The sequence below is a fragment of the Phycisphaera sp. genome (assembly GCA_025916675.1).
Taxonomy (GTDB): Bacteria; Planctomycetota; Phycisphaerae; order Phycisphaerales; family UBA1924; genus JAHCJI01.
In genome coordinates this window covers 1,883,610-1,902,204 of sequence record CP098402.1, presented here as the reverse complement: position 1 = coordinate 1,902,204, position 18,595 = coordinate 1,883,610, and the positions used below count along the sequence as shown (strand labels likewise).

Annotated in this window: 17 protein-coding genes; 7 read left to right on the top strand and 10 right to left on the bottom strand. The window is 66.5% G+C overall.

Annotation, left to right across the window (positions count from 1 at the left end; translation table 11 throughout):
- Positions 1-151: 151 nt before the first annotated feature.
- The 4 genes from NCW75_08175 to NCW75_08160 form a co-directional block, all read right to left on the bottom strand.
- Positions 152-1,465, bottom strand: a complete 1,314-nt coding sequence (locus tag NCW75_08175; GenBank protein ID UYV11279.1) for a hypothetical protein — start codon at positions 1,463-1,465, stop codon at positions 152-154.
- A gap of 27 nt (positions 1,466-1,492) precedes the next feature.
- Positions 1,493-2,650 carry a hypothetical protein gene (locus tag NCW75_08170; GenBank protein ID UYV11278.1) on the bottom strand — a complete coding sequence of 386 codons (1,158 nt, stop codon included), beginning with the start codon at positions 2,648-2,650 and terminating at the stop codon, positions 1,493-1,495.
- Between the two features lie 96 nt (positions 2,651-2,746).
- Positions 2,747-4,099 carry a CCA tRNA nucleotidyltransferase gene (locus NCW75_08165; protein UYV11277.1) on the bottom strand — a complete coding sequence of 451 codons (1,353 nt, stop codon included), beginning with the start codon at positions 4,097-4,099 and terminating at the stop codon, positions 2,747-2,749.
- Between the two features lie 6 nt (positions 4,100-4,105).
- The gene (locus tag NCW75_08160) at positions 4,106-4,882 is read right to left on the bottom strand and encodes a UvrB/UvrC motif-containing protein (protein ID UYV11276.1); all 777 of its coding nucleotides are present in this window, start codon (positions 4,880-4,882) and stop codon (positions 4,106-4,108) included.
- Positions 4,883-5,213: 331 nt separating this feature from the next.
- Between NCW75_08160 and NCW75_08155 the strand changes: the two genes are divergently transcribed.
- Positions 5,214-6,173 carry a sigma-70 family RNA polymerase sigma factor gene (locus NCW75_08155; GenBank protein UYV11275.1) on the top strand — a complete coding sequence of 320 codons (960 nt, stop codon included), beginning with the start codon at positions 5,214-5,216 and terminating at the stop codon, positions 6,171-6,173.
- A 105-nt stretch (positions 6,174-6,278) separates the two neighbouring features.
- Here NCW75_08155 and NCW75_08150 read toward each other — a convergent pair whose 3' ends face one another.
- On the bottom strand, positions 6,279-6,611 hold the full coding sequence (locus tag NCW75_08150; protein ID UYV11274.1) for a hypothetical protein: 333 nt from the start codon (positions 6,609-6,611) through the stop codon (positions 6,279-6,281).
- 113 nt (positions 6,612-6,724) lie between these two features.
- Between NCW75_08150 and rpsL the strand changes: the two genes are divergently transcribed.
- From rpsL to NCW75_08135, 3 genes are all read left to right on the top strand, one after another.
- The gene (gene rpsL / locus NCW75_08145) at positions 6,725-7,096 is read left to right on the top strand and encodes a 30S ribosomal protein S12 (GenBank protein ID UYV11273.1); all 372 of its coding nucleotides are present in this window, start codon (positions 6,725-6,727) and stop codon (positions 7,094-7,096) included.
- A 136-nt stretch (positions 7,097-7,232) separates the two neighbouring features.
- Complete coding sequence (gene rpsG / locus NCW75_08140; protein ID UYV11272.1) at positions 7,233-7,724, top strand: 30S ribosomal protein S7; 492 nt, start codon at positions 7,233-7,235, stop codon at positions 7,722-7,724.
- A gap of 133 nt (positions 7,725-7,857) precedes the next feature.
- Positions 7,858-8,913 carry a ThiF family adenylyltransferase gene (locus tag NCW75_08135; protein UYV11271.1) on the top strand — a complete coding sequence of 352 codons (1,056 nt, stop codon included), beginning with the start codon at positions 7,858-7,860 and terminating at the stop codon, positions 8,911-8,913.
- Between the two features lie 3 nt (positions 8,914-8,916).
- On the opposite strand, the gene NCW75_08130 is transcribed toward NCW75_08135, so the two are convergent.
- From NCW75_08130 to NCW75_08120, 3 genes are all read right to left on the bottom strand, one after another.
- Positions 8,917-9,663: an SDR family oxidoreductase gene (locus tag NCW75_08130; protein ID UYV11270.1), complete on the bottom strand. Its 747-nt coding sequence runs from the start codon at positions 9,661-9,663 to the stop codon at positions 8,917-8,919.
- 70 nt (positions 9,664-9,733) lie between these two features.
- Positions 9,734-10,366: a hypothetical protein gene (locus NCW75_08125; GenBank protein ID UYV11269.1), complete on the bottom strand. Its 633-nt coding sequence runs from the start codon at positions 10,364-10,366 to the stop codon at positions 9,734-9,736.
- Between the two features lie 14 nt (positions 10,367-10,380).
- Positions 10,381-11,520 carry a rhomboid family intramembrane serine protease gene (locus NCW75_08120; GenBank protein UYV11268.1) on the bottom strand — a complete coding sequence of 380 codons (1,140 nt, stop codon included), beginning with the start codon at positions 11,518-11,520 and terminating at the stop codon, positions 10,381-10,383.
- 191 nt (positions 11,521-11,711) lie between these two features.
- Here NCW75_08120 and NCW75_08115 point away from each other — a divergent pair, with 191 nt between their 5' ends.
- From NCW75_08115 to NCW75_08105, 3 genes are all read left to right on the top strand, one after another.
- Positions 11,712-12,842: a citrate synthase gene (locus tag NCW75_08115; protein ID UYV11267.1), complete on the top strand. Its 1,131-nt coding sequence runs from the start codon at positions 11,712-11,714 to the stop codon at positions 12,840-12,842.
- A 61-nt stretch (positions 12,843-12,903) separates the two neighbouring features.
- Positions 12,904-14,439, top strand: a complete 1,536-nt coding sequence (locus NCW75_08110; GenBank protein ID UYV11266.1) for a hypothetical protein — start codon at positions 12,904-12,906, stop codon at positions 14,437-14,439.
- Positions 14,440-14,505: 66 nt separating this feature from the next.
- A complete protein-coding gene (locus tag NCW75_08105) occupies positions 14,506-15,081 on the top strand; it encodes a DUF5698 domain-containing protein (GenBank protein ID UYV11265.1) in 576 nt (191 codons plus the stop codon).
- 89 nt (positions 15,082-15,170) lie between these two features.
- Here NCW75_08105 and fahA read toward each other — a convergent pair whose 3' ends face one another.
- Both fahA and NCW75_08095 read right to left on the bottom strand, forming a co-directional pair.
- Positions 15,171-16,601, bottom strand: a complete 1,431-nt coding sequence (gene fahA, locus NCW75_08100; protein UYV11264.1) for a fumarylacetoacetase — start codon at positions 16,599-16,601, stop codon at positions 15,171-15,173.
- Between the two features lie 316 nt (positions 16,602-16,917).
- The gene (locus tag NCW75_08095; GenBank protein ID UYV11263.1) at positions 16,918-18,591 is read right to left on the bottom strand and encodes a right-handed parallel beta-helix repeat-containing protein; all 1,674 of its coding nucleotides are present in this window, start codon (positions 18,589-18,591) and stop codon (positions 16,918-16,920) included.
- Positions 18,592-18,595 lie beyond the last annotated feature (4 nt).

Here is an 18,595-nt window from a genome sequence, read left to right as displayed (position 1 = left end):
CCGCCGGGAGGGCCTTCCTACCGGCGGTGAGGGGCATGGTAGACCGCCAACCAATTCGGCTTGCTTTGATCCACCAAAGAACACGGGGCCGCCCCTTCGCAGAGACGGCCCCGATCTGGATCGGACGAGATGTCGGCCGGTGTCCGGCGGCTTATTTGGCCAGATCTCGCAACAACTGCTCCTGCTCACGCACCCACTTGCGGAAGTCCTCTTCCGACGAGTTCAGGATGAACAGTGCAAGGTTCGGGTTGTTATCAACCATGCGGACGATCGAGTTCAGGCTGCGCCGGGCGAAGCCGATGAACTTGCCGCGGTTTTCCGGCTGGGCCCCCTGAGCGAGCGCGATCGAGACGTTGTAGCCGTCGAAGTACTCGTTGATGCTCTGCTCGTCCCGGGCGGTCTGATCGCGGAAGCGGCGTAGGTGCTTGTCGGCCTTGCTCACGGGCCACGGGCTGCCCTTGACCTCTTCGCCAACCCACTCAACCTCGGTGAGTCCCATGGCCGTCGCGAGCTCGTCAAGCGTGTCGGCAATACCCGTCGCGAAACCGATCTTGGTCGCCGTCTCGCTGGTCATGCACAGCACACGCTCGGGCTTGTTGACGACCACCTCGCCCTCGGTGTTCTGGTACATGGCCGTCACGCGGCCGTTGTCGTCCAGGTCGACCGACAGCGGCTCCATGATCTGCATGGCCCGCATGATGCGCGGGTCGTGCCCCCCACGCTCGCTAATGAGTTCCATCAGGTAGAGCACCTCTTCGAGGTCCCGACCAGCCACGGCCGTCAGGTTGCCGAACCAGCCGGTCGACGCCCCATACGCGCCGCGACGCATGAAGTATTGCTCGGGTAGCGCGTGCGGTGTCATCGCCGCAGCCGAGATGGCGTAGTCGATCCATGCGACCGTGCGGAACTTCGGCTTGTACTCGTTCTCGAGCAGATCGCTGATCCGCTTGATCTCAAGGATGGCACCACCGCCAGAGTTGACACGAAGCACGACGATGTCGACGTTCTCTTCTTCGAGCATCGGGATGCACTCGCGGAGCGAGGCTGCGGTCAGATACGTTCCCACCATGTCCTTGCCGCTGTCGGCATCGCCGAAGCTCAGGACCGCGGCCCGGGGAGCACCGGCCGAAACGGCTCGTTTCTCGGGCTTGGGAGCCATCGACTCCGCCTCACCGGGCGTTGGATCGGTAACCGTCGGGCTGGAAGGCGCTTCCTCGCTCTCGGTGTTGACATCGCGTTCGATACGCAACACGTCCGAGGACGAATAAAACTGGGTCTGGCCGTCGGCGGTCTTCACCCACACCGAGCCGTTCAATTCACGGGCGATCTCGCCCTCGACGACACGGCCGTCGTTGAGGGTCACGCGGTCAATCGCGATGGCGAAGTGCGTGCACACCAGGACGGCAATAACGCAGGCCACGCCGCGGGCCAGCCTGGCAATTGTGTTTTGGGTAGTCTTCATCATGGTCATTCTCCACTGGGGCCCGGGCGCTTAGCGCTCGTCGGCCAATTGCTCGAGCTCCAGACGCTGGAGGCGGATGCGGAAGTCGGCGATCAACTGGGCGGCGTTGCGGAAGTTACGGAACACGTCGATGTGGTACGGAACGATGGCTTCCTCGTACCGCTCGAGCAGCCCGATCATCTGCTGCAGCTTGGCGCGTTGCTGGCCGCGGGCTCGGCGACGCTCGTTCCAGTCGCCTTCGACCTCGATGTCATTCCAATCACGCCACAGGCGACCAAGCGATTCCTCGGTCCGCTTGATGCTCTTGGACCAGTCGTCCATGATCTTCTCGCCCTTGCCAACCATCTCGTAGTTGCGGGCGATGCCAAGCTCGAACAGCAGATCGTCCATGTTCTCGACCGTGCCCTTGGACACGTCCAGGACTTGCGCAACATCGGCCTTGAGCGTCAGCCAGTTCACGCCCTCGCCGCGAGCGAGTGCCTGGATGGAATCGCCGTTGCCATCGACCAAGGCATCGTTGGTCAGCAGGAATTCGTCGGTTGCTCGCGGTTCGCGCTCGAGATATACCGGGCGGCCACCCTCGAGGCGATACGACAACTCGTAGTCGCCGCGAGTCAACGCTTCGATCAGCTTGGGCTCGTACCCATTCTGGATGGCGATGCCCTGGGCGGTCGTCAGGCGGAGGGCCACTTGCTTCTCGATCACCACACGGTCGCCGGTGGTGAACTGCACGAAGATGCCGCGAATGCCGCCGATGCGGCCTTCGGGGTGGAAATACATGGTTTCGGCCAAGAACGGGATGAACGCCGCCCCGCCCATGGCCTGCTTCACCCAGAAGACGACCTTGGGTTCCTTGTCCCAGACCAGCATCTTCTCTTGGAAGAGTGGGGCCATCGCCTTGGTCCGGAAGAACTGATCGAATCCGCCGATGACGTCCTCATCAAGATCGCTCTTGAGCGGATCACCGTACTGGTGCCAGTCCGTATCTACGGTGATGATGATGTAGTCGGCCTTCTCCTGGCGGGCGTCCTCGAGGGCTTCGGCGATGGGCGTCTCGGAGACGTCCTTGCCGAACCAGCCATCGAGCGTGAACGTGTACACCCGGGCGGGCTCTTGCTGGGCCACCGCCGGGCTGGCGACAAAGGCCAGTGCCAGCATCGCGGCCAGACCACCGACCAAACCAGTCATCGCGTGGCGTAGGCGGCCGACCCGACCCCGCCTTCCCCTGTCGTAAACGTTCATGCGTTCGAGCCTCCATCTGCGCGGCCCCCGAGGCGGCTTGCCTCAGCCGGGGCCGATCCGGTTCTCGTTTGGGTCGGCACCATCGGTGCGGGCCGATCCTTCTTGTTCGACGCTCAGCCTAGCCAGATGTTCCAGCAATGCCGCGCGATCGGCCACCTCTCCCCCCAATTGGAGATTGTAGAGGTCTTCCAATATCCGAGCAAAAACCGGACTTGGCTGCCATCCCAGGTCCAGCAGGTCGCTCCCCGACACCCATCGGTCCGGAGCGAGCCCGCCCGGTTCGGCTGCCAAGGCGGAAACCCGGCTGGCGATCTCCCGGGCAAGATCCGGAGATTCGGCGTCCACGATCCCAAGAGCGAGCTCGAATCCCGCCGAGGCCGCGAGCCGTTTCTGCCCGGCTTTGTCCAATCCGACAAACTCTTCGAGGATGGACAGCCTGCGGTTCAGGCAGTGAGTGATCGCCGCATGTTCTTCGTTGCTCAAGCACAACGCCGCCCGCACTTGCGCAGCCAAGGAGGGGACTTCCGCACCCACCAGCCCATGACCACGATCCAGCATCCAGGCAGCTAACGCAGCAGTGAAATCGGCGTCGCCGGGCAGATGCGACAAGCGGGGATGCCCCAGGCCGGCTCCGCGAGGCTCCTGCTCGAATGCTGGCGCATCGAGCCCCAGCATCTCGGTAAGACTCGCTGCCTTCGTCCGGGTCGGGTGGCCCAGCATCTGCCGCATCTCGCCGCCGATGCGTTCGCGGCTGATGCCCACGAGTTGTCCGGCTCGTTCCGCGATCGCGTGCGCGGTGTCCGGCTCGATCTCAAATCCCAATCGCGCGGCGAATCGCACGGCTCGCAATGCCCGAAGGTGGTCTTCCGCAAGACGGCGGTGGGGGGGGCCGACCGCGCGGAGCACACCTGCCTTCAAGTCCGCCAGCCCGCCCACAAGATCGATCACGCGCCCGTGAACGGGTTGTCCGTTGGGCCGGAGCGTCCAGTCGCCGCGGTCGGCGAGTGGATCAAGGAACAACGCGTTGATCGTAAAATCGCGTCGTTCGGCGTCCGACTGCGGCGTGCTGAACGTGACCGTGTCGGGCCGACGGCTGTCCGAGTACGAGCCATCGCTGCGGAAGGTCGCAACCTCGGTCCACACGCCCAGCCTGCGCACCTGCACCACGCCAAACTTCGCACCGACAAGCCGAGCGCCGCGGAACAGGGCCGCCAACCGATCGGGCGTGGCATCCGTGGCCACGTCGTAGTCGCCCGGTGTGAGGCCCAGCAACTCGTCACGCACACAGCCGCCGGCGAAGCACGCCTCGTGCCCCTGCCCGCGCAAATGGGTCACGACCGCCATTGCGGCCTGGCGCGCCAACGGAGTGGTGTGATCTTGATCCCAGTCGGCCATGTCAGGTCAGGCCTTCGGTGGCCGGTCTCGCAACGACTTGATCTCGTCGCGCAGGATAGCCGCGAGCTCGTAGTTTTCGGCTTCGAGCGCTCGCTCGAGGCGAGACTCCAACTCGGCCGACTGGCTCGGCATGAGCTTGGGGTGGATCGCCTCGCGCATGCCAACGAGCGTGCGCCGCTCGGCCGACGCTTCGAACGCCTCTGGTTCCCCCGTTTCGGCGAACGCCTGCTGCAACCCATCCAGCCCCTCGTCGATCATCGCGACGGCGGCCTTGGTCTCGTTCGAGCGGATCATCTGCCCGGCCAGAGCGCGGGTGCGCACGGTGATAATGAACGGCCGGTAGTGGATCATCGACCGCTGATCGCTGTCCTCACGCGCGTGCTTCTGGAGGAACTCGATCAGCCGCAGGTTCCGCCCCGTGTCGCGGATGACCCCATCGAAGTCGTTGAGCACAAGCAGAGCCACGTAGCGGTGGTAGTACTGGGCGGCCTCCTCACGCAGCAGCTTGCAGTCGTCGGGCGAAAGCTCGAACTCGCCCGAGCCCTCCCCCTCCTCGGCCATCATCTCGGTGTCGTCGACCAAGCTCTCGTAGTATTCGAGCAGACTCCGATAACCATGCGGCGATCGCCCGTCGGGCCGGCCGTCCACGTACATCTGTAGCAGCCCTAAGTCCAGCCGTACCTGGAGCAAAGGCTCGCCGTCGTCCCCCTGGATCAGGCGGATGTTCGGCCGAGTGCGGTCGAAGGGCCAGTCTTCCAGTATGTCCGATATATCGCGGTTCATGGAAATTTTTGGAGTTTCGTGGCTCATTTGCTCTTGCGTGGGGCCCCTGGGTCCGTGTAGCATAGTGCCTGAGGAAGTCTCACCCGCGTTCGCTGATGTCGTAAACCCGCGCCACTTTGAGGAGAGAGGCAAGCTGGGCTTCGGCACAGGCGGATTATTTTCGCCTGTTGGGTGAATCCAACCTCGTCGGAGTCCGTACGTCCGCTCGGAGTCGAGCCACTTGCGCGAAGGCTCGATGAATCCGTTGCGGCTGGCGGACGAATACGTGGTAGGAGGACGGTGTGCTCCAGGTTGTATTTCGTGGGGGCACATCGCGAAAGGTGGGATGCAGATGAGTGCAATGGCCGGTAATCAGAGTTTGGGTTCGGGGGTCCGCTCCGAGCTCCAACTGTACTTAGACGAAATCAAACGAACGCCGCTGCTCACGGCTGAGGAGGAGCGCGAGCTGGGTTATCGGATCCAGCGCCAGAGCTGCCCCGAGGCACGCGAGCGCATGATCCGGGCCAACCTTCGGCTGGTCGTGGCGATCGCCAAGAACTTTGCCAACCGCGGCCTGGTCCTCTCGGACCTGATCGAGGAGGGCAACATCGGGCTGATGCGCGCTGTCGAGGGTTTCGACCCAGACCAGGGCGCCCGCTTCAGCACGTACGCCTCGTGGTGGATCAAGCAGGCCATCAAGCGTGCCCTGATCAACGCCTCGCGGCCGATCCACGTTCCGGCCTACATGGTCGAGCTGATCTCCCGCATGCGTCAGGTCTCCCGTGATCTCGAGGGCGAGACGGGCTTTGCCCCCTCCATCGAGCAGGTCGCCGACGCCATGGAATTGCCCGTCAAGAAGGTCCGCGCCATCCGCCGCGCCATCCGGGCCACCCGCGCCCAGACCCAATCGGTCACCGGCGACGAGAACACGCCCGGCCTTTCGGACGTGGTCGCCGACGATCGCTACGGCCCGCCGGCCGAGACGCCGCTCCAGGCCGACGAGATGGCCACGCTCCGCCGTCTGATGGAGACCATCGACGATCGGGAGGCGGCCATCCTGAACGCCCGCTTCGGCCTCGACGGCCGCGACCCGCTGACCCTGAAGCAGGTCGCCGAGCGTGTTGGTCTCAGCCGCGAGCGTGTGCGTCAGATCGTCGACGAGGCGATCACGCGGCTGAACTCGCAGCTCACCGACGAGCGGCCAAGCAGGTTCTTCCGCGAGAACCGCACCCGCACCGGCGAGGCCGTAAGCCCCGAGCGTGCCCGTGCCCGCGCGATGGCCGCCGCCGCTCGCTCCCGCAGCGCCGGCTGAGGCGGGACCATCCATGACCAAACAAGGCCCGGGCGCGAGCCCGGGCGTTTTTTGTGGGTGCTTGACGGCAGAAGAGCCCAGGTGTGCGCCAGAGGGCCTCGTTTACTAGTGCTTGACGCCCTCGACGCGCCCGGGATCGGTGTACTTGCCCACTGCTTGTGAGAGGTCGACGCCGGCGATGTTGGCCAGCGTGCTCAGCCAGGCAAGCACGTCGGCGAACTCTTCTTCGAGGTTGTCGAGCTGGGCCTGGCTCGGGTTTCGGTCGGGAGCGCAGTCCTGAAGGGCGGTGGCCAGCTCGCCCACCTCCTCGATGAGCCACATGAAGGTGCCCGGCACGCCCCTGGCGCTGTCGGTGGCGTGGTAGCGGTCGCGGATGAGACGCTGGAAGTCCCGCAGGCTGATATCCGGAGCGTGGCTGGGAGTCTGGCTGCTGGTCATGCGTCCACGGTAGACCGGAGATGGCCTTGGGCGCTATACTCGTGGCCCTGTCGAGAGGTCTCGGCGGGTGTTTCATGTGGATCAAAGACCCTTAGCAGGATACTGGCGCGCCTATGCCGACGATCAATCAACTCTGCCGCAAGCCCCGCCGGACGCCCAAGGTGAAGTCCAAGGTGCGTGACATCGAGGGCTGCCCCCAGCGTCGCGGCGTGTGCCTGAGCGTGAAGACGATGACGCCCAAGAAGCCCAACTCGGCGCTTCGCAAGGTGGCCCGTGTTCGCCTGAGCAACGGCCGCGAGGTCACGGCCTACATCGGTGGCGAGGGCCACAACCTCCAGGAACACTCCATCGTGCTCGTGCGCGGCGGACGCGTGCCCGACCTGCCCGGCGTGCGCTACCACGTCGTGCGCGGTGCGCAGGACAGCCTGGGTGTCGACGGTCGCAAGCAGGGCCGCTCGAAGTACGGCACCAAGAAGGGCAAGTAAGCAACCCGGGCACTGGGCGTCGTGCCGAAGTGCCTTTTCTGATTTCATGGCAAGTAATCCCGTCTGCACTCTGTGCATGGCGGGGTGAACAACGGTCGGCCCCGAACGGTCGACGGATGAGCCAAAGGAGATTCGCATGGCCGGTCGGATTACCGCTTCCGAGGACCAACTGCGTCCCGATCCCCGTTACAACGACATCACCCTGGCGAAGTTCATCAACTGCGTGATGCGCGATGGCAAGAAGACCCGCGCCACCAGGGTCATCTACGACGCGATGGACCTGATCGACGCCCGCCTGAAGAAGGAGAGCAACCCGGACGCCCCCGAGGACGCCCTGACGCTCTTTCTGATGGCCATCGATAACGTCAAGCCCTACGTCGAGGTGCGCTCGAAGCGCATCGGTGGTGCCAACTACCAGGTGCCCCAGCCCGTGAAGGGCCGCCGCCAGCAGAGCCTCGCGTTCCGCTGGATCATTACGAGCGCTCGGGGTGAGAAGGGCCGCCCGATGGCCGGCCGCATCGCCGACGAGCTCTACAACGCCGCCCGCGGCGAGGGCAAGGCGATGACCACTCGCGATCAGGTCCACCGCATGGCCGACGCGAACAAGGCGTTCGCTCACTTCGCGTAAGGCGAGCCAGAGTCGATTGCACAACCAACGAGCCCCTCGCGCGAGCGAGGGGTTTTGCGTGTATCAGCATCCATTCCCCTCGCTCGCGCGAGGGGCTCGTATTTCGTATTGTGCGATCGCGTAGCCTTTCTTTATGGATATGCCGGTCGATCGCTACCACCGCCAGAAGCTGCTGCCAGAGATCGGTGACGCCGGGCAGGTGCGGTTGGCTGGTTGCTCGGTGCTCATCGTTGGATGCGGTGCGCTCGGGTGTGCGCAGGCTGATCTGCTCGTGCGAGCGGGCGTCGGGCACATTCGTATCGTCGATCGTGACGTGGTCGAGCCCACGAACCTGCAACGACAGACGTTGTACGCCGAGGCCGATGTTGGGAACGCCAAGGCCATCGCCGCCGCAGCGCGGCTGCGCGCGATCAATTCGACCATCACGATCGAACCGGTCACTGCTGACGTGACAAGCGAGAACGCCGAACGGCTGGCGGAGGAGTGCGATGCCATCCTCGACGGTACCGACAACTTCGAGACGAGGTTCCTGCTCAACGACGTGTCGGTGAAGCTGGGCGTGCCCTACGTCTACGGCGGGGTGATCGCCAGCCGAGGAATGGCGGCGACGTTCGTGCCGGGGAATGGCGATCACTCGACGCCTTGCTTGCGGTGCGTGCTGCCCGAGCCGCCGCCCTCGGGCAGCGTGCCGACGTGCGACACCGCGGGCGTACTCGGACCCTCGGTCGCGATCGTGGCCGCCCAGCAGGCCGCCGACGCGATGAAGGTGCTGCTGGGCAGGCTCGACCTGCTGAGCGGCACGATGCTCGATTTCGATCTGTTCAAGAGCACGCGTCGTCGGCTGCGGCTGGTAGACCTTGCGGGTGATCGCTCGGCGTGTCGGTGTTGCGGGCGTGGTCTGTTCGACTACCTGGATGGCTCGTCGGGCAGCGAAGCCGTGGCACTGTGCGGGCGAGGCGCGGTGCAGGTCACGCCCTCGAACCAAGCGGTCGTGGCGCTAGGTGGGCTTGCGGAGCGCCTCGCCGCCCACGGCCCATGCAAGCGCGTTGGCCCGTTGCTGAAGGCCGAAACGAGTCAGGGCAACAAGCGATACGGCCTGACGATCTTCCCCGACGGCCGCGCGATCATCTCGGGGACTGAAGACCCTGCCGAAGCGCGGTCGATCTACGCGCGGCTCATCGGGGCGTAGGGCTCAGGCCTCGGCCATCTCGGCCTCCACGACGTTCTGGGCGAAGCTCTGGTAGGCGTCGCCAATCTGCTTGGCCATACTGTCGGGCCAGATGTGAAACTCCCCGGTCTTGAACGCCTTGAGGATCGCGTTGGCGACCAGGCTTGGCGGCTCGGCCACGTCGTCGAGGCCGGCCTGGCTGCCCATGTCGGTGGCGATGGGGCCCGGGTGTACGCTGAACACGGCGGTGCCCTGCTCGCCGAGCTGCGCCCGCAGCGCCTGGGTGATGGCGTACGAGGCGGCCTTTGAGGCGCAGTACGTGGCCATGTCGGGGAACGTCTTGACCGATACGACCGAGTTGAGCTGCACGAGGGCGCCGCCGCCGTTGGCCTTGAGCACCGGGGCGAACGCTCGGGCAATGCGCATGAGCCCGTACACATTGCTGTTCATCTCGAACTCGATCGAGTCGATCGCGTCGTCGTCCAGGGCGCTGGACGTGCGGAGCACGCCGGCGTTGGCGATGACGATCTGCGTATCCGACGCGGTGCCCGCGGCGGCCTTGATGCTCGCTTCGTCGGTCAGGTCAAATCTGATGGCCTCGACTTGATCGCCGTATTTGTCGATGAGCGGTTGGGCGCTCTCGGGCTTGCGCACGGCGGCGTAGACCTTGGATACCCCGTTCTCGAGGAGGGTCTCTGTGATGGCCTTGCCGATGCCGCGATTGGCGCCGGTGACCAGGGCAACCTTGCCGTTGATGTCGATGGTGCTCATGGCGGTCTCCAGTGGGGGTGTTGGGAACAGGTGAGCCGTGCGAATGCCGGCACAACCGCCGAGTATTCCCTCAACGCGCCACATCGGCGGAGCGAACGGCCTGGCAGAACGCGCGGCACTTGCTGGCCTCCTTCACGCCCGGTCCGGCCTCAACGCCTGCTGAAACGCTGACGCCCCAGGGCTTCGTTGCCTTCACGATGCCTTCGACGTTCTCGGGTGTGAGCCCACCGGCAAGGAGAACCCGCGCTGGAGTAAGGGCAATCGCCCGAGCAACTTTCGGAGCGAGCGCGTCCCAATCGGCCTCGGCGGGAGCCTCGACCAGAATGGCGCACACTTCCTCGATGCCGTGCCAGTGCCGCAGGTCGGCGTCGAGGTTCGCCGGGTCCAGCTTGATGGACTTGATGGCGTCCGGGCCGATGCGACGGACGAGGTTGTCCTTCTCGTGGCCGTGGAGTTGGGTGTAGGGGGCGGGGCAGATCGCCTCGGCGTCGAGGAAGTCGTCGAGCGTCGGGTCGGCATAGACGGCCACCGCGGTGGTGAAGGGCGGCAGGGAGGACAGGATGTCGGCCGCCAGATGCGGGTCGACGTGGCAGCGGGCATCGGGGCGGAAGTCCAGGCCGATGGCGTCGGCACCGGCGTCGGCGGCCAGCTCGGCGGTCTTGATATCGCCCACGCCACAGATCTTGATGCGGGTTCGTGGCATCGGCGTGCCTCCTTCTAGAGCGCGTCCAGGTCGGCTTGGGCCAGCTCGCGCAGCTGGGGATCGCGCAGTTCGAGCAACGCCTGGCGCAGCAGATCCTTGGCGCGGCCCGCGTCGTCCAGGTGATCGGCCAGCACTCGGGCTAGCAGCACGCGGACCATGGGGGCCTCGTCGTCGTCGCCCTCGGCCTTCAGGAAGCCCTCGTACGCCCGGGCGGCCAGCTCGTGCTGCTTGCGTTGGTACAGCGTGTTGGCCAGGTCGAGTTGCACGTCACGGGAAAGCCTCGACTCGGCATTCTCGTGGTTCTCGATCAGGCGGCGGTACATGGTGGCGGCCGAGCCGGGGCGGCGGTCCTTCAGCGCGTTCTCGATGCCACGGCGCAGCTCGGCGGCGGCGTCGGCGGGGGATGGAGGCTTCTCTCGGCGCGGGGGCTTGGCGGCCATGGGTTGGTCGAGCCCGGCGCTGCGGACCGCGCTGCGGATCTGGTTGCGCCGCCGCTTCTGGTTGATGACCATGAACAGGTCGTACGGCTCGCGCGGCACCACCCGGAAGGCAAGCAGGGTGAACGCGATCGCGAAGCCGTAGGCGTATCCGCCGAAGTGAGCCCACACGGCAACGCCCATACCGCCGCGGGCCCAGGTGAGGACGTCCCAACTGATGGCCAGCGCGATGAACACCCACGCCGGCCACAGTGTCACGCCCACGAACAGCAGCAACAGCACCCTGACGTTGGCCCGCGGGAACATCACCAGGTACGCCCCCGTGCAGCACGCGACGGCGCCGGACGCGCCCACGACGGCGTGCTCGCTGAAGAGCGCGTGCGCTCCACCGGTAGCCACCGCCCCGACCAGGTAGAACGCTGAGAAGCCGATGCGGCCGAAGCGGTCCTCGACGGCCTGGGCAAAGACCCAGAGGAAGACCATGTTGCCCAGCAGGTGCAGGGGGCTGCCGTGGAGGAAGGCGTATGTCACCCAGGTCCACCAGCCGCTGACCCCGGGGACGAGGACCGCGTTCCAGACGATCGCCGCGACCGGGCTGAGTGGGTCCTTCGTCAGGGCGGATTGGACCATATATGCCACGACGTTCAGCGCCAGCAGCGCATAGGTCACCACCGGGGTTCGGCGGAGCGGTCGGTCGGTGCCCAGGGGGATCAGCACGGCCGATGGTACCGCAATCAGCCGCCGCAGGCCCCGGCAGCGGGGGTTGGGTGTGAAAGGCTCGTCAGGGGCCCTCGCCCGGCCCTCGCCCGGCCCTCCCCGGACCACCAGCCCGACTAGACTGCGACCCAAAACTACCCCCGCGAGCCGATCGGCCCGCCCATTTTGCACCAGCAGGAGGATCGCAGAAGATGCCCGAGTTCAGCAAAGGCCTGGAAGGCGTTGTCGCCGCCGAGACCGAAATGTCCTTCATCGACGGGCAGCAGGGGGTGTTGGAGTACGTCGGCATCGCTATCGGCGACCTGGCCAGTTCCTCGACCTTCGAGGAGACGGTCTATCTGCTTTGGAACAAGAAGCTGCCCACCCAGGCCGAGCTCGACGCCTTCACCAAGGGCCTTCGGGCCAACTACGACCCGCCCGAGGGCGTGCTGGAGATGGTCAAGGGCATGCCCAAGGACGCCCAGCCGATGCACGTGCTGCGGACGCTGGTGAGCGCCCTGGCGCTCTTCGACGCCAATCCGAACGCCAACGACGTGCCCAGCGCTCGGGAGAAGTCGCTGCGGATCCTGGCCGCCACGCCCGCGATCGTCGCCGCGTTCGACCGCCACCGCCGCGGCGAGGCGTTCGTGCCCGCGGATAAGTCCCTGGGCTTCAGCGAGAACTTCATGTACATGCTCAATGGCGAGAAGCCCACCGCCGCGATGGCGAGGGCCTTCGACATCTGCATGATCACCCACGCCGACCACGGGCTCAACAACTCGACCTTCACCGCCCGCGTGGTCATCTCGACGCTGAGCGACCTGTACAGCGCGATGTCGGCGGCCATCGGTAGCCTCCGCGGCCCGCTGCACGGCGGCGCCAACGAGGGCGTGATGGTCATGCTCAACGAGCTGAAGTCCACTGATGAGGCCGAGACCTACGTCACGAACAAGCTCAAGAACAAAGACAAGATCATGGGCTTCGGCCATCGCGTCTACAAGTCCAAGGACCCCCGCGCCAGCGAGCTCCAGACCCTGGCCAAGCAACTGGCCGAAGACACGGGCAACATGGACCTGTACGAGAAGAGCCACGCCATCGAGGTGGTCATGGAGCGTGAGGTCGCCAGCAAGGGCATCTACCCCAACGTCGATTTCTACAGCGCCACCACGTACCACTGCATCGGCCTCAAGCTCGACCTGTTCACCCCCATGTTCGCCCTCAGCCGCCTGGCGGGCTGGGCCGGCCACGTCATCGAGCAGCTCGAGGACAACCGTCTGTACCGGCCGACGACGAACTACGTCGGGCCGCACAAGGTGGCATACACGCCGATCGAGAAGCGGTAAGGGCTTCCCAATTCGTCGATAACGAGCCCCTCGCGCGGTGCGCGGGGTCATATCATCGTCCATGAAGTACCTTGCCCTTCTCGTCGCGATGATCCTGTCTTCCCATGCCGGGCTCGCCCAGGAGCCCGAACCCCAAGAGCCCACCCCCAAGGCCACCTTCCAGCGCTACCCCGACGCCCCCAGCGTCACGCGCCACAGCGTCGAGATCAACGGCCAGACGATCCACTACGAGGCCACCGCCGACACGATCACCCTCGTCAACGAAAAGGACGAGCCGACAGCCAGCCTGTTCTACATGGCTTATCGCAAGATTGACGGCGGGGCGGACAGCGCACAGTTCCCCGACGCCGCCGAGCGCCCCATCACCTTCAGCTTCAACGGCGGCCCGGGCTCCAGCAGCGTCTGGCTGCACCTGGGCATCTTCGGCCCCATGCGCGTTGCGTACGCCGACGAGGTGGGCAACCCGGGCCCCCCGCCCTACAGCGTGATTCCCAACGCCCATAGCCTGCTCGACAAGAGCGACTTCGTGTTCATCGATCCGGTGTCGACCGGATTCTCGCGGGCCGAGGGCGAGACCAGCGAGAAGCAGTTCCACGGGCTCGAGAGCGACCTGGACTCGGTCGCCGACTTCATCCGCATGTACCTCACCCGCGAGCAGCGGTGGAGGAGCACGAAGATCATCGCCGGCGAGAGCTATGGTACCACGCGGGCGGCGGGCCTCATCCAGCGGCTGCACTCGCGCCACGGCATCGCCACGTCCGGCGTCATCCTCGTCAGCCCGGTGCTCGAGTTCCAGACCATCCGCTTCGGCGAGGGCAACGACCTGCCCTTCGTGATGTTCCTGCCCAGCTACGCCGCGACGGCCCACTACCACGAGGCCCTGCCCCAGAAGTGGCAGGAGCGGCCCGTCGAGGACGTGATCGCCGAGGCCCGGCGGTTCGCCCTGGACGATTACCTGCCCGCCCTGCTCCGCGGCGCGAGCCTCGACGAAGCCGAACGGAACCGCGTACGAACCACCATGTCCGAGCTCACGGGCCTCAGCCCGCAGTACCTCGAAGACGCCGACCTCCGCGTTAGCCTGCCCCGCTTTGCCAAGGAACTGCTCCGGCATCGTGGCAAGACGGTCGGCCGCCTCGACGCCCGCTTTAAGGGCATCGATGGCGACCATGTCGGTGACAGTTACTCGTACGACTCGTCGTACGAGGCTATCCGCAGCAATTACACCGAGGCCCTGAACGCATACGTGCGGGGCGAACTCGAGTACGAGAGCGACCTGCCCTACGAGATCCTCACCGGCGTGTGGCCCTGGGACTACGGCGGGGCCGGTCGAGACCGCTACGTCAGCGTGGCCGACCGGCTGCGTGATGCCATGCACCGCCAGCCGCACACGCGGGTGTTCGTGGCGATGGGCCACCACGACCTGGCCACGCCCTTCTTCGCGGCCGAGACGACCCTGAACCGCATGAAGCTCGACCCCGAGTACCGCGACCGAATCGACCTGGGCTACTACCCGGCCGGGCACATGATGTATGTGCACCAGCCCTCGCTCGAGCAGCTCAAGGCCGACCTGGATGAGTTCTACGACAGCCTGCCCTAGCTAGGCAAGTCGCTTGATCGCGGGCATGGATGATGGGAAGATTCGGGCTTCCCGGAGACCCCACCCATGCCCGAATGGTACGTCCTGCTGCTTATCTTCAGCGCCCGCCTGCTCGACGTGCCCATCGGCACGGTCCGCATGATCATGGTGATGAACGGGCACCGCTACGCGTCGGCCATCCTGGGCTTCTTCGAGGTCATGATCTGGATGGTGGCCGTGGGCAAAGCCATCCAGCACATCGACAGCGTCGTCGCCCTGGTCGCCTACGGCGCGGGCTTCGCCGTGGGCACGCTCATCGGCATGGAGATCGAGCAACGCCTTGCCATTGGCTGGCGTGTGATCCGGGTCATCAACCCACGCCCCGAATTGCTTCTGGCCGAACGCCTGCGGCGCAAGGGCTATCACACCACCCGCGTCGACGGCGAGGGCGGCGGTGGCGGCTTCACGCGCGAGGGCCCGGTCGAGATGGTCTTCCTGGCCGTGCGGCGGAAGATCGTGCCCGATGTCATGGAAAAGGTCGCGCGTATCGCTCCGGACGCGATCGTGTCGGTCGAGCGGGCCGAGAAGGTCTCGGGGTTCGCTGGCGTGCCAAGCGTGCGGGCGGCGGAGAAGCCATGGCGGTTTGGGCAGCTGCGTAAATAACGAGCCCCTTGCGCGAGCGAGGGGAATAGACGCTCGAACATCCATTCCCCTCGCTCGCGCAAGGGGCTCGTGAAGTGCAAGACGCGCTCTTACACGCTCCTCGCCGGCGTGATGATCCCCCGGCACTCGCCGAAGCCGATGCGGCGGAAGCCCTCGCGTTCGCAGTAGCCCTTGATGATGACTTCGTCGCCGTCGGCCAGGAACTTGCGTTCTTCGCCGGTGGGCAGGGTGATGGGCGTGCGGTCGGTGCCCGGCACGAGCATGGGGGGATTGGCGAAGGCGTCGCCGTTCCAGGTGAGTTCCAAGAGGCAGCCGCGGCTGTTGCGCGTCTTACCCGAGACTGTTCCCGACGCGAGCAGGTCGCCGGGCTGCATGTTGCAGCCGTTGGAGCTGTGGTGGGTGAGCATCTGGGCGAGGGTCCAGTACATGTCCTTGAAGTTGCCGCTACTCAGCTTGATGGGGTCCATGTTCTTGGCTCGCATCTGCTCGCTGGCGAGGTACACCTCGAGCGTGATATCAAAACCACCCGCGGTGCTGTTGCTCTCGCTCGAAAGATACGGCAGCGGCGACGGATCGCCCGCGTCCCTCTCGAAGGCGGGCACGCGGAACGGCGCGAGCGCCTCCATCGTCACGATGTAGGGGCTCACCGTCGTCGCGAAGCTCTTGGCCAGGAACGGGCCCAGCGGCTGGTACTCCCACTTCTGCAGGTCGCGGGCCGACCAGTCGTTGACCAGGCACAGGCCGAGCATGTGCTGCTCGGCGTCGGCGATGTCGATCGTCTCGCCCAGCTCGTTGCCTCGCCCGACGACCACGCCCATCTCCAATTCGTAGTCGAGCAGCTTACAAGGCCCGAAGCTTGGGCTGCCGCCGTCCTCGGCGGGCGCCTGCTGGCCGACGGGCCGACGCACCTCGGTGCCGCTGGGCACGATGCTCGACGCCCGGCCGTGGTAGCCGATGGGGATGTGCTTGTAGTTGGGCAGGATGGGGTTGTCGGGCCGGAACATGCTGCCGACGCTGGTGGCGTGGTAGAGCGAGGCGTAGAAGTCGGTGTAGTCGTGGATGGTCGCCGGAGGATCGAACTCGCACTCCTTTACGTCGTGCAGGTGCGATTCGAGCTTCTTGCGGGTCTCGGCGTCGATCGATGTGCCGAGGATCTCTTGGACGCGCTTGCGAATCCTGCGACCGAATGGTCCCGACCACTCGGCGAAGAGCTGCGATTCGTTCTCGCCGTCGTAGATCTCCGCTTCGGCTTGCCCGCCCGAGTCCGAGTGGATTGCGACCTGATTGGCGACCTCCGACAAGTCGAGAATGCTGTCTCCGATCCTGACGCCAAGATGGTCGCACAGGCCCCACTCGCCGGGCGGTGCGAAGCGGCACAGCGGCAGATTCTGGATCGGAAAGTCCGTCCCCGGGTCGTTGGCGCTCTCGACCCAGCTCTCCAGCTTGGGGTTGTGGGTCTCGTCGATGGGGTAGTGGGGGTAGTGGGGGTTGGTGGGGGGCGTGTTGGTCGGGCTGGCCATGGATCCTCCGGCGGGGCTCGGGACGGGTGGGGGGCAGTGTAGAGCCGGGGGCCCGGGTGTCTCGCCCGGGCCCCCGGTGGTCGTGTCCGGGGCCCCGGTGGCCATGTCCGGGGCCCCGGTGGCCATGACCGGGCCCCCGGTGGTCGTGTCCGGGGCCCCGGTGGTCGTGTCCGGGGCCCCGGTGGTCACGTCCGGGGCCCCGGTGGTCATGTCCGGGCAGGCCGGCGGTCGTGTCCGGCCCGGGCTGGGAGCCCGTGGGGGCCGATTTGCCTTCTAGAACCCGATCATCGCTGGCGGCCGTGTCCGATTGGTCCGATCACTCGCAGCCCGCGTCGAAGGCGTTCTGGAACACGAGGAAGTCGAAGATGGTCAGCTCGCCATCACCGTCCAGGTCGGCCCGAAACTCGCCCGCGTCGAACGCGTTCTGGAACGCGAGGAAGTCGAAGAGGGTGAGCTGGCCGTCGCCGTCGAAGTCGGCCAGGCACGGGGTGGCGGCCAGCTCGTAGGCCCCCATGTCGGGGATCGGCGCGGGCCCGGCGCCGGTGTCGGGCGTGGCCGGGTCGTCCGCCTGGCGCGGCCCGCCGTCGAGGTCCAGCGGCAGAGGCTCAAAGAAGACGCCGTCGCCGTCCAGGTCGAACGCGTCGCCGGGGATCAGGGCGACCGCGCCCGCGTCCACGCCCGGCGAGCCGCTGGCGAGCCGCAGGCCGTCGGCGTAGGCGGGCTCGGCGTCGATGTTGCCCTCGCCGGGCAGCCCGCCGGTGACGTTGCTGTAGAGCGCGTCGATGACCGCCGCGTCGATGTCGCCGCGGACGATGGCGTTGCGCAGGGCCAGCGATCCGCCGTCGCCGACCGCGACGTCGCCGCCCTGGCAGTCGGAGGTGTTGCCCGTGATGGTGGCGTGGGCCAGTTCGGCCGCCGCGCCGATGAACAGCCCGCCGCCGGCGGCGAAGGACTCCCAGACCGGGTCGTCGCACGGCAGGTCGATGGCCACGGCGTTGCCGGTGACCGCCAGGTTGGCCGCCGTGAGCGGGCCGGTGGCCAGCAGCCCGCCGCCGGTTGAGCCCCACTCGCTCGTGGCGGTGTTGCCCTCGATGGTCACGCCGACCAGGGCGGCGCTGGTGCGGGCGGCGATGCCCCCGCCCGCGGCGCTGGCGAAGTCATCGCCCGACCCACTGGCCTCGTTGCCGCGGACGACGCCGCCGATGATGGCCAGCGTGCCGCCGCGCACCTCGAGCGCCCCGCCACCGACGAAGACCCCGCGGACGCGGTTGCCCACCAGCGTGCAGCCGGTCAGCGTGACGATCGCGTCCTGGGCGTGGATCGCCCCGCCGGTGCCCGAGAGGTTCGCCGAGACCGAGTTGTCCTCGAACCGGCTGTCGAGAATCGTGAGCGCCCCGCCGTCGATGTGGATGGCCCCGCCCCGGGCGTCGCCCGTGCCCGCGCAGCCGGGGTGCGCGGCGCCGTTGCCGGTGAACGTGCTGGCGGTGACTACCAGCGAGCCGCCGCCGTGCACCGCGATCGCGCCGCCCAGGCGGGTCTGGCACCCGAACTCGTCGCCCGTGCGATTGCCATCGAACACGCAGCGCTCGACGGTGAGGTCGGCCCCTTCGACGAGGATGGCCCCGCCCACGTCGCCCCAGAAGCGGTTGAAGGTGACGTCCTCGATCGTGACCGACGCGTTGATGGTGAACGCCCGATCGGTCGGAAACGGGAACATGCCCTCGGGCCCGCGCAGCACGACGGCGCTCGCGTCGCCCGAGGCCGAGCGGATGGTGATGGGCACGCCAATGGTGATGTTGCGGTCGGCGGTGGTCTCGTACACACCGTCCAGCAGCACGACCTCGTCGCCCGCGCTGGCGGCCGCGACAGCCGCGGCGATATCGCGATAGTCCGGACTGGGCACGATGAGCTCGTCGGCGGCCGCGCCGCCCGCGACGGCGAACGCGCCCACGACGCCCACCACAAATCGAGTCTGGCTCAATTGCTGCATGATG

What these genes read in the sequence shown, in the direction of transcription:
- NCW75_08175 (UYV11279.1), bottom strand. Translation starts at nt 1,465, where the DNA reads ATGATGAAGACTACCCAAAACACAATTGCCAGGCTGGCCCGCGGCGTG.
- NCW75_08170 (UYV11278.1), bottom strand. Translation starts at nt 2,650, where the DNA reads ATGACTGGTTTGGTCGGTGGTCTGGCCGCGATGCTGGCACTGGCCTTT.
- NCW75_08165 (UYV11277.1), bottom strand. Translation starts at nt 4,099, where the DNA reads ATGGCCGACTGGGATCAAGATCACACCACTCCGTTGGCGCGCCAGGCC.
- NCW75_08160 (UYV11276.1), bottom strand. Translation starts at nt 4,882, where the DNA reads ATGAACCGCGATATATCGGACATACTGGAAGACTGGCCCTTCGACCGC.
- NCW75_08155 (UYV11275.1), top strand. Translation starts at nt 5,214, where the DNA reads ATGAGTGCAATGGCCGGTAATCAGAGTTTGGGTTCGGGGGTCCGCTCC.
- NCW75_08150 (UYV11274.1), bottom strand. Translation starts at nt 6,611, where the DNA reads ATGACCAGCAGCCAGACTCCCAGCCACGCTCCGGATATCAGCCTGCGG.
- rpsL (UYV11273.1), top strand. Translation starts at nt 6,725, where the DNA reads ATGCCGACGATCAATCAACTCTGCCGCAAGCCCCGCCGGACGCCCAAG.
- rpsG (UYV11272.1), top strand. Translation starts at nt 7,233, where the DNA reads ATGGCCGGTCGGATTACCGCTTCCGAGGACCAACTGCGTCCCGATCCC.
- NCW75_08135 (UYV11271.1), top strand. Translation starts at nt 7,858, where the DNA reads ATGGATATGCCGGTCGATCGCTACCACCGCCAGAAGCTGCTGCCAGAG.
- NCW75_08130 (UYV11270.1), bottom strand. Translation starts at nt 9,663, where the DNA reads ATGAGCACCATCGACATCAACGGCAAGGTTGCCCTGGTCACCGGCGCC.
- NCW75_08125 (UYV11269.1), bottom strand. Translation starts at nt 10,366, where the DNA reads ATGCCACGAACCCGCATCAAGATCTGTGGCGTGGGCGATATCAAGACC.
- NCW75_08115 (UYV11267.1), top strand. Translation starts at nt 11,712, where the DNA reads ATGCCCGAGTTCAGCAAAGGCCTGGAAGGCGTTGTCGCCGCCGAGACC.
- NCW75_08110 (UYV11266.1), top strand. Translation starts at nt 12,904, where the DNA reads ATGAAGTACCTTGCCCTTCTCGTCGCGATGATCCTGTCTTCCCATGCC.
- NCW75_08105 (UYV11265.1), top strand. Translation starts at nt 14,506, where the DNA reads ATGCCCGAATGGTACGTCCTGCTGCTTATCTTCAGCGCCCGCCTGCTC.
- fahA (UYV11264.1), bottom strand. Translation starts at nt 16,601, where the DNA reads ATGGCCAGCCCGACCAACACGCCCCCCACCAACCCCCACTACCCCCAC.
- NCW75_08095 (UYV11263.1), bottom strand. Translation starts at nt 18,591, where the DNA reads ATGCAGCAATTGAGCCAGACTCGATTTGTGGTGGGCGTCGTGGGCGCG.